This is a genomic window from Streptomyces sp. NPDC055078 (assembly GCF_053607985.1).
The window spans coordinates 1-8,394 of the sequence record NZ_JBSGUP010000356.1; the positions used below are offsets into that span (position 1 = coordinate 1).

The window sequence follows — 8,394 nt, forward strand, 5'->3', positions numbered from 1 at the left end:
ACGTCAAGGACCAGACCTCGGCGGCGGTGTCCGCCGCCGTGACCCGGCTGACCGCCGATCCGAGTGTGGTCGCCGCCATGACCGGCTACGCGAGCACCACGAACTTCGAGATCGACGAGTTCGCGAAGGCCGACATGCCGTATCTGCTCGGCGGCAACAGCGCCCAGACCCAGGCGGTGGTCGAGAAGGACCCCGGCAAGTACCCGGGCATCTGGTCCATCGCCCCCTCCTACGAGGGCTACAGCACCGACCTGCCGAACCGGCTGGAGGAGTGGCACGCGGACGGCACGTACAAGCTCGCCAACCGCCGGGCCTACCTCATCTCCAGTGACAACGACTACTCCAACCGGATCTCGGCGGGCCTGAAGAAGAACCTCACCGCGAAGGGCTGGAAGGTCACCGGCCCCGACACCGTGCCGTTCGGCCAGGTCGACGACTGGACGACACAGATCAGCAAGATCAAGAAACTTGATCCCTCCCTGGTCATCAACCTGGACTACCAGACGGCGAACGCCGCCAAGTTCCTCTCGCAGTTCCGCCAGAACCCGACCCCGTCGCTGGTGTTCGAGCAGTACGCGCCCAGCGTTCCCGAGTTCCTCACCCTGGCCGGCGCCAGCGCCGACGGCGTCGTCTACAGCCTGCCGATGGCCCCGGTCGACAAGGCGCAGGCCACCAAGGACCTGGTGAAGCGCTACACCGAGAAGTACGGGTCCGCGCCCTCCCTCTACTCCTACATCGGCTACGAGGAGGTACGGATGTGGGCCGCGGCCGTGCGGAAGGTCGGCGACCCCACCAAGAAGGCCGAGGTCGGCAGGGCGATCGGCACCCTCGACGAGAAGGACACCACCCTGGGCCGTATCCGCTTCGACCACAAGACACACCTCGCCGTGTCCGGCGACGGCGGTATGCCGTTCACCAACTTCCAGATCCAGCAGGGCAAGCGGGTCGCGATCGCCCCCGCCGAGTACGCCGACGGCACCTTCAGGCGGCCGCCGTGGATCAAGTGACCCCGGCCGGCGGCGGCCCCGCCGGCCCTGAACCGCTGCTGGAGGTGTCCGGGGTGAGCCGTGTCTTCGGTGGATTCACCGCGGTGGACGACGTCTCGCTCCGGGTGGTACCTGGCGAGGTCCTCGGCATCGCCGGTCCCAACGGCGCGGGCAAGAGCACGCTGTTCAACCTGGTCTCCGGTGTTCCGTTCGGGCCGAGCGGCGGCCGGATCTCCTTCGGGGGCCGGCGCATCGACGGGCTGTCCCCGAGCCGGATCAGCCGGCTGGGACTGCGCCGTACGTTCCAGGCCGAGCAGTCGTTCCCCACCCTGAGTGTGCTGGACAACGTGCTGGTCTCGGCCGCGTATCTGGGCGGCCGCAAGCCGTTCCGCAAGCGCGGGCTGCGGGCCGAGGCCATGGCCGCGCTGGAGACGGTCGGTATCGCCGGACACGGCGACCGCCTCGCCGGTGAAGTCCCGCTGCTGGTCAAGAAGAAGCTGATGATCGCGAGCGCGCTGGTCGCCCGGCCCCGGCTGCTGATGCTCGACGAGCCGGCCGGTGGCCTGAACACCGAGGACCAGACCGAACTCGTCGCGCTGCTGCGGCAGTTGAACACCGACGGACTGGCGCTGCTGATCATCGAGCATGTGCTCAGTCTGCTGCGGGAACTCGCCGACCGGATGATCGTGCTGGCCTCCGGGAGCGTGCTCGTCGAGGGCTCGCCGCACGAGGTGCTGAACGACCCCCGGGTCATGGAAGCCTACCTGGGCAAGGGAGCGGCGGTATGAACGGCGAACCGACCGGCGCCGGCGACCTGCTCGACGTACGGGAACTGCACGCCGGATACGGCCGGCTGCCGGTGGTCCGCGCGCTCTCCTTCCGGGTCGCGCCGGGCGAGGCGGTGGCCCTGCTCGGCCCGAACGGCCACGGCAAGACCACCGCGCTCCGCGCCATCGCCGGTCTCGGCCGGACGTCGAGCGGGACGGTCCGGTTCGACGGCAAGGACATCACGGGCCGGCGGCCCTATGACATCGTCGGCCGCGGACTGATGCAGGTCCCGCAGGGCAACCAGCTCTTCCCCCGCCTCACGGTGCGGGAGAACCTGATGCTCGCGGGCCGGCTGCCCCACGCGAAGCCTCATCGGCGGGAGACCCTGGCCACCGTGCTGGAACTGTTCCCGAAGCTCGGGACCCGCGGCGAACAGCTCGTCGGGACCCTGTCCGGCGGCGAACGGCAGATGGTGGCGATCGGGATGGGCCTGATGGCCCGGCCCACCCTGCTGGTGCTTGACGAACCCACACTGGGTCTCGCGCCGAAGGTACGTTACGAAATCCTGGAGACCCTCCGCGGGATCCGTTCCTCGGGTCTGTCCCTGCTGGTGGCGGACGGGGACATCGACTTCCTCTTCGAGCTGACCGACCGCTGGTACCTGGTCGAGATGGGGCGGATCGCCGACAGTGGCAGCGCCGATGTCAAACCCAGCCACAAGGAAGTGATGGACATGTACATCGGCTCCGGTCCCCCGCAGGACGGAGAGTCCGATGGGTGACGCACTGCTGTCCATCGCGGTGTCCGCGGTGGTGCTCGGCTCGCTGTACGCGCTGCTGGCCAGTGGTCTGTCCCTGATCTGGTCGACGCTCGGTGTCTTCAACTACGCGCACGGCGCCCTGCTGCTGGTCGGCGCGTATCTGATCTGGACCCTGTCCGCCAAGGCGGGGCTGCCCGTCGTGCTGGCCTTCGCCCTCACGATCCCGCTGCTCGCGCTGATGGGTGTCCTGCTGGAACTCGTCGCCGTCCGGCCCTTCATCCGGCGGTCCAACGGCACCTTGCTGGTGATGGTCGCCACCCTGGCCATCGCCAACGCGGTGGGCGGCGCGGCCCAGCTCGTCTGGGGCCCGGAGAATGTGCGGATCGCTCCCCTGACCACCCGGACCTTCATGGCCGGCGATGTCGCGATCGCCGGCACCACGGTCATCGCCCTGGTCCTGGCGCTGGTTCTGGTGATCGGACTGATCATTCTGCTCGCCCGCACCGAGTGGGGCGCGGCCGTGCGCGCGGTGGAACAGAACCGCGACATGGCCATGCTGGTCGGGATCCGGCCGGCCCGCGTCTACGCCGGAGTCTTCGCTATCGCCTCGGTGCTGGCCTGCTCGGCCGCGCTGGTCTACGGCACCAACTCGACCCTCACACCGGCCGGCGGTTTCGAACCTCTGCTGACCGCGTTCGTCGTGCTGGTGTTCGGCGGCGTCTCCAGCCTGTGGGGCACCCTGGTCGGCGCGTTCGCCGTCGGCCTGCTCGACTCGGCGACAACCTACTGGCTCGGCCTGCAGTGGTCACCGGTCGCGGTGTTCCTGCTGCTGGTCGTCATCATGCTCGTACGGCCGCAGGGCCTGGTCGGAAGGCGGACGGCGTGAACAGACGACTACAGCGTTCCGGCACCTGGCTACTGCCCCTCCTCGTGGCGGTGTTCCTGCCGTTCGTCGTGACCCAGGGGCCCGCCCGGGTGCTTGCCGTCACCGCCCTGATCTACTGTCTGCTCGCCGCCGGCTGGAACCTGACGCTGGGCTTCGGCGGAGTCTTCAACTTCGCGCACGTCGGGTTCTTCGGAGTCGGCGGCTACGCGATGGCGGTGGCCACCGTCAGCTGGGACTGGACGCCCTGGCCCGCGCTGCTGCTGGCCACACTCGCGGGCGCCGTCGCCGGGGGTCTCGCCTATCTGCCCGTCATCCGGATGCGCGGCATCTACATCGCCCTGATCACCTTCGTCTTCGTCCAGCTCTGCTACTACCTCGTGCTGGCCCTGCCCGACCTGACGGGCGGTTCGGTGGGCCTGTCGGGGGTACCGCCCCTGAGCGTCGGCGGCTTCTCCCTCGCCGAGTACAACGGCCTCGGCTATCTGTGGCTGCTGGGTGTGGCGGTCGCCGTCCTGGTGTTCCTGCTCGGCATGCTGCTGCGCAGCTCTCTCGGCCGCAGCATCATCGCCTTGCGCGACAACGAGGAGCTGGCCGTCAGCCGGGGAATGAACCGGGTCCGGCAGCAGTTGCTCGCCTTCGTTCTCAGCGGCGCGATCGCGGGTGTCACCGGCGGTCTCTACGTCTCGTTCTTCCGCGTGGCCGACAACAGCCTGTTCAGCTTCGGCTTTGTGACCCTGGGCCTGAGCATGATCTTCATCGGCGGCACCGGAAGTGTCTGGGGACCGGTGGCCGGCGCGGTCGTCGTCACCGTCGTCAACGAACAGCTCACCGACCTCGGCGCCTGGAGCGCGGTCATCATCGGCGTCGGCACCGTGCTTGTGCTGATCTTCATGCCGCGCGGTATCGCGGGCCTGGTCCAGGACGCCTGCGCCCGTATCACCGCCCTCACCCGCACCCGTACCCGAAACCGCACCACCACCGGCCCGGGCGACCCCGACGCCCTTCCCGCCGAAGAAGGAGTGACCCATGCAGCCTGACCAGTCCCCGCCGCCCGTCCGGACCGACCGGAGCGTCCGCCGTACCGTCCTCGACGCCGTCGACCGCCTCGCCGAAGACCTCGTGGAGTCGGTGGCGCAGGCCGTCCGGATCCCCAGCGTCAACCCGAAGTACCCCGGTCAGGAGTACGCGAAGATCGTGGGCGCGGAAGGGGAGGTCGCCGCCCTGATGGCCGACCTCTACCGGGGCGCCGGGGCGGACGTCGAGATGGTCACCGCCGAGAAGGGCCGCGACAACGCGTGCGCCCGTATCACCGGGGCCGGCGGGGGACGCTCCCTGCTGCTCAACGGCCACACCGATGTCGTACCCCCGAGCCGCGAGAGCCTGTGGACCAGGAAGCCGTTCTCCGGGCAGATCACCGACGACGCGGTTCACGGCCGGGGCGCCACCGATATGAAGGGCGGCACCGTGGCCGCCGCCTACGCCGCCCGAGCGCTGGCCGACGCCGGCGTACGGCTGCGCGGCGACCTCGTCCTGCAGGCCGTCGTCGGCGAGGAGATGGGCGACCACGAAGCGGGCACCAGCGCGGCGCTGGACGCCGGCTACACCGCCGACGCCACCATCGTCTGCGAGCCCTCCAGCCTCACGGAGGACGCACCCGCCCTGGTGTCGGCCACCCCCGGCCTGCTGTGGTTCTCCCTGAGCATCGAGGGCAAGGCGGCCCACTCCGGGATGCGCGGGCTGAGCGTCCACCCGACGCTCGAAGGCGAGGCGCTCGGGGTCAACACCATCGACAAGTTCTGGGTCGTCTACCACGCCCTGCGCCAGTTGGAGGACGCCTGGGCGTTCCGCGACCGGCACCCGCTCTACCGCCCGGGCAGCTTCAACATCCTCCCCGGGGTGCTGCGCGCCGGCCCGTACGGCATCGAGGTGCCGTTCTTCCTCGCGGACACCCTCACCGTGGACTACTGCGTCTACCACCACCCCGATCGCGGCAACGACGAAGTCGTCGCCGAGATCGAGAGAACCGTCCGGCAGGCGTGCGCCAACGACCCGTGGCTCAGCCGGCACGAGCCGGTGTTCGACTGGAAGCTGCGGTGGCCGCCGTACACCACCCCGTCGGACCACGCCCTGATGCCCGCCCTGATCGGCGCGCACAGCGACGCGGTCGCCGGGTTCGACGCCTTCAGCCCGCCGGACCGGAAGGGAATGCTCGGGGTGTGCGATGTGACGTGGCTGGCCGCCCGCGGCATCGACGGACTCGTCTACGGGCCCGGTGTGCTGAGCACCGCCCACGCCGAGGACGAGTACGTCCCCATCCACCAGCTCATCACGGCGGCGAAGACATACGCACTGACCGCGATGGAGTTCTGCGGCGTCGCCGACTGACGCCCCGCCCCACCGCAGTGACTCTGATTGGAACACCTTGACCGACGATCCCGACATCTTCATCGCCACCTGTGACCTGTCCGCCCGGGTACGCGGGCGCGGCGTCCCCTCCCGGGCGCACGCCTCGGTCCTGCGCTCAGGGCTGGGCTGGGTTCCCGCGAACCTGGGGCTCACGGCGTTCGACGCCATCGCCCCGATCGACGCCTTCGGCTCGACGGGCGACCTCCGTCTGATGCCGGACAGCTCCACCGGAGTGGAGATCCCCGCCGAAGGGCAGACACCGGGCCTGCGGCTGTACCTGGCGGACCAGACACTCCCCGACGGCGAACCGTGGGACTGCTGCCCCCGCACCTTCCTCAAGCGCGCGCTGGCGGATCTGCACCGGCTGACCGGGCTGCGGGCGACCGCCGGCTACGAGCACGAGTTCGTCCTGAGCGGCGTACCCGCGTCCCCGGCGTTCTCGCTGGGCCGCCACCGGGACGCCGAGCCGTTCGGCACGGATCTGCTGCGGCTGCTCACCTCCTGCGGACTGGAACCCGAGACCTGGCTGCCCGAGTACGGCGACCAGCAGTTCGAGATCACCACCGCGCCCCGCGACGCCCTCCGGGCTGCCGACGGCGCGGTCATCCTGCCGGAACTCGTCCGGGACCTGGCCAAGCGGCGTGGTCTGTCCGCCTCGTTCGCCCCACTGCAGTCTCCCGAGGGCTCCGGCAGCGGAGTGCACGTCCATCTGAGTTTCACCGACGACGACGGCAACCCGGCGCTGTTCGACGCGTCCCGCCCGGGCCGGCTCTCGGCCATGGGCACCCGGTTCGCCGCCGGAGTGCTCCGGCACGCCCCCGCCCTGGCGGCGTGGACCGCGCCCAGCCCGGTGTCGTATCTGCGGCTCAGTCCGCACCGGTGGAGCGCGGGCGGTGTCTTCCTCGCCGAACGCAACCGGGAAGCCCTGCTGCGGATCTGCCCGACCTGCTCCGTCGACGGCAAGGACCCGGCCCGCCAGTTCAACCTGGAGTACCGCGCATCGGACGCCACGGCCAACCCGTGGCTCACCCTCGGTGTGCTGATCCGCGCCGGACTCGCGGGCCTCACCGGGGGCGCGGACTACCCCGACCCCGTGGTGTGGCCGGAGAGCGCCTCCGAGTCGGACCTGGCGGACGTACCGGGTCTTCCGGCGGACCTGCCTCAGGCGCTGCGCGCCCTGCGCGACGACGACGTGGTCCGCTCCTGGTTCGATCCGCGCCTGTTCGCCAGTCATCTCGCCTGCAGACAGAACGAGCTGGAGATCCTGTCGGGGCTCGACGAGGCACAGCGCATCAGGAGGATCGCCGATGTCTACTGAGGACAGCACCGGGGTCGGTGCCTTCGTGGAAGGACTGCCCCTGGTCGACCACCACGTTCACGGCGCGCAGCGCGACGCCGTCGACCGGGACACGCTCGAACGGTCGCTGACCGAGTCCGACCGGCCGATCCCGCCCTGGATGACCCAGTTCGACTCCCAGGTCGGCTTCGCCGTACGCCGCTGGTGCGCCCCCGTACTCGGCCTTGAGCCGCACGCCTCGGCCGAGCGGTACACCGAGCGCCGGGCGGAACTGGGTGCGGCGGAGGTAAACCGCCGGCTCCTGGCAGCCGGCGGTATCGGCCACTACCTGCTGGAAACCGGCTACGGCGCCGACGATGTCCTCGGCCCGGCGGAGATGGCGGACGTGACCGGCGCCCGTGTCGACGAGATCGTACGGCTGGAATCGGTGGCCGAGGGCCTGATCGCGTCCGGGGTGAGCGCGCGGGACTTCTCCCGCCGCTACCCCGAGGCCCTGGCCGCCCGTACGACCGCCGCGGTCGGCCTCAAGAGCATCGTCGCCTACCGGCACGGATTCGGCTTCGACCCGGCGCGTCCGACCGACAGCGAGGTCGAGACGGCGGCCGGCGAGTGGCTGCGCACAGCCGAGTCCACCGGTTCCGCACGTATCGAGCACCCCGTGCTGCTGCGGTTCCTGCTGTGGTCCGGGATCGACCGCGGCCTGCCGCTGCAACTGCACGCCGGCTACGGCGACCCGGACCTGCGACTCGACCGCTGCGATCCCCTGCTGCTGACACCCTGGATCAAACGTGTCGAACCGTCCGGGACCGATCTGCTGCTTCTGCACTGCTACCCGTACCAGCGGAACGCCGGCTATCTCGCGCAGGTGTTCCCGCACGTGTACTTCGATGTCGGGCTCGGCGTCAACTACACCGGAGCCCGCTCCGACGCCCTGATCGCCGAATCCCTTGAGCTGGCCCCGTTCAGCAAGATCCTGTTCTCCTCCGACGCGTGGGGGCCACCCGAACTGCATCACCTCGGCGCGCTGCTGTGGCGCCGGGGCATGCGGCGGGCCCTGACACGGTGGGTGGACGACGGCGACTGGTCGGCGGCGGACGCGGTCCGGGTGGCCCGTATGGTCGGCGCCGACAACGCCCGCCGTGTCTACGGACTCGGCACCGGCGCCCAGGGGGGATCGAGCCGTGGCTGACCACGTCGACCGGCTGAGGCACCGGCTGGAGGAGGAACTGCCCGCGGCGGTGCTGCTCCGCCGTGAGCTGCACCGCCGTCCACAGGTGTCCGGGGAGGAGGG

Annotated in this window: 8 protein-coding genes; all 8 read left to right on the plus strand. The window is 70.3% G+C overall.

The genetic code is table 11. From position 1 onward, the window contains the following. On the plus strand, positions 1 to 1,007 hold a 1,007-nt coding region (locus ACWF94_RS25690; RefSeq protein WP_453492982.1), incomplete at its 5' end, for an ABC transporter substrate-binding protein. Continuing rightward, positions 995 to 1,774 carry an ABC transporter ATP-binding protein gene (locus ACWF94_RS25695; RefSeq protein ID WP_453492985.1) on the plus strand — a complete coding sequence of 260 codons (780 nt, stop codon included), beginning with the start codon at positions 995 to 997 and terminating at the stop codon, positions 1,772 to 1,774. The genes ACWF94_RS25690 and ACWF94_RS25695, both read left to right, overlap by 13 nt. Continuing rightward, positions 1,771 to 2,535 carry an ABC transporter ATP-binding protein gene (locus ACWF94_RS25700; protein ID WP_453492988.1) on the plus strand — a complete coding sequence of 255 codons (765 nt, stop codon included), beginning with the start codon at positions 1,771 to 1,773 and terminating at the stop codon, positions 2,533 to 2,535. Before ACWF94_RS25695 ends, ACWF94_RS25700 begins: the two co-directional genes overlap by 4 nt. Continuing rightward, on the plus strand, positions 2,528 to 3,400 hold the full coding sequence (locus ACWF94_RS25705; RefSeq protein WP_453492991.1) for a branched-chain amino acid ABC transporter permease: 873 nt from the start codon (positions 2,528 to 2,530) through the stop codon (positions 3,398 to 3,400). The genes ACWF94_RS25700 and ACWF94_RS25705 overlap by 8 nt, the downstream gene beginning before the upstream one ends. Then, positions 3,397 to 4,437 (plus strand): branched-chain amino acid ABC transporter permease, encoded by a 1,041-nt coding sequence (locus ACWF94_RS25710; protein ID WP_453492994.1) that lies wholly within the window; start codon positions 3,397 to 3,399, stop codon positions 4,435 to 4,437. Before ACWF94_RS25705 ends, ACWF94_RS25710 begins: the two co-directional genes overlap by 4 nt. After that, positions 4,427 to 5,785: an ArgE/DapE family deacylase gene (locus tag ACWF94_RS25715; RefSeq protein ID WP_453492997.1), complete on the plus strand. Its 1,359-nt coding sequence runs from the start codon at positions 4,427 to 4,429 to the stop codon at positions 5,783 to 5,785. The genes ACWF94_RS25710 and ACWF94_RS25715 overlap by 11 nt, the downstream gene beginning before the upstream one ends. Positions 5,786 to 5,822: 37 nt before the next feature. Beyond that, positions 5,823 to 7,124 (plus strand): glutamine synthetase family protein, encoded by a 1,302-nt coding sequence (locus tag ACWF94_RS25720; RefSeq protein ID WP_453493000.1) that lies wholly within the window; start codon positions 5,823 to 5,825, stop codon positions 7,122 to 7,124. Further along, positions 7,114 to 8,292 (plus strand): amidohydrolase family protein, encoded by a 1,179-nt coding sequence (locus ACWF94_RS25725; RefSeq protein ID WP_453493003.1) that lies wholly within the window; start codon positions 7,114 to 7,116, stop codon positions 8,290 to 8,292. The genes ACWF94_RS25720 and ACWF94_RS25725 overlap by 11 nt, the downstream gene beginning before the upstream one ends. The last annotated feature ends 102 nt before the right edge of the window (positions 8,293 to 8,394 follow it).

Coding starts and splice junctions, on each gene's coding strand:
- ACWF94_RS25700 (WP_453492988.1), top strand. CDS start 1,771: ATGAACGGCGAACCGACCGGCGCCGGCGACCTGCTCGACGTACGGGAA.
- ACWF94_RS25705 (WP_453492991.1), top strand. CDS start 2,528: ATGGGTGACGCACTGCTGTCCATCGCGGTGTCCGCGGTGGTGCTCGGC.
- ACWF94_RS25715 (WP_453492997.1), top strand. CDS start 4,427: ATGCAGCCTGACCAGTCCCCGCCGCCCGTCCGGACCGACCGGAGCGTC.
- ACWF94_RS25725 (WP_453493003.1), top strand. CDS start 7,114: ATGTCTACTGAGGACAGCACCGGGGTCGGTGCCTTCGTGGAAGGACTG.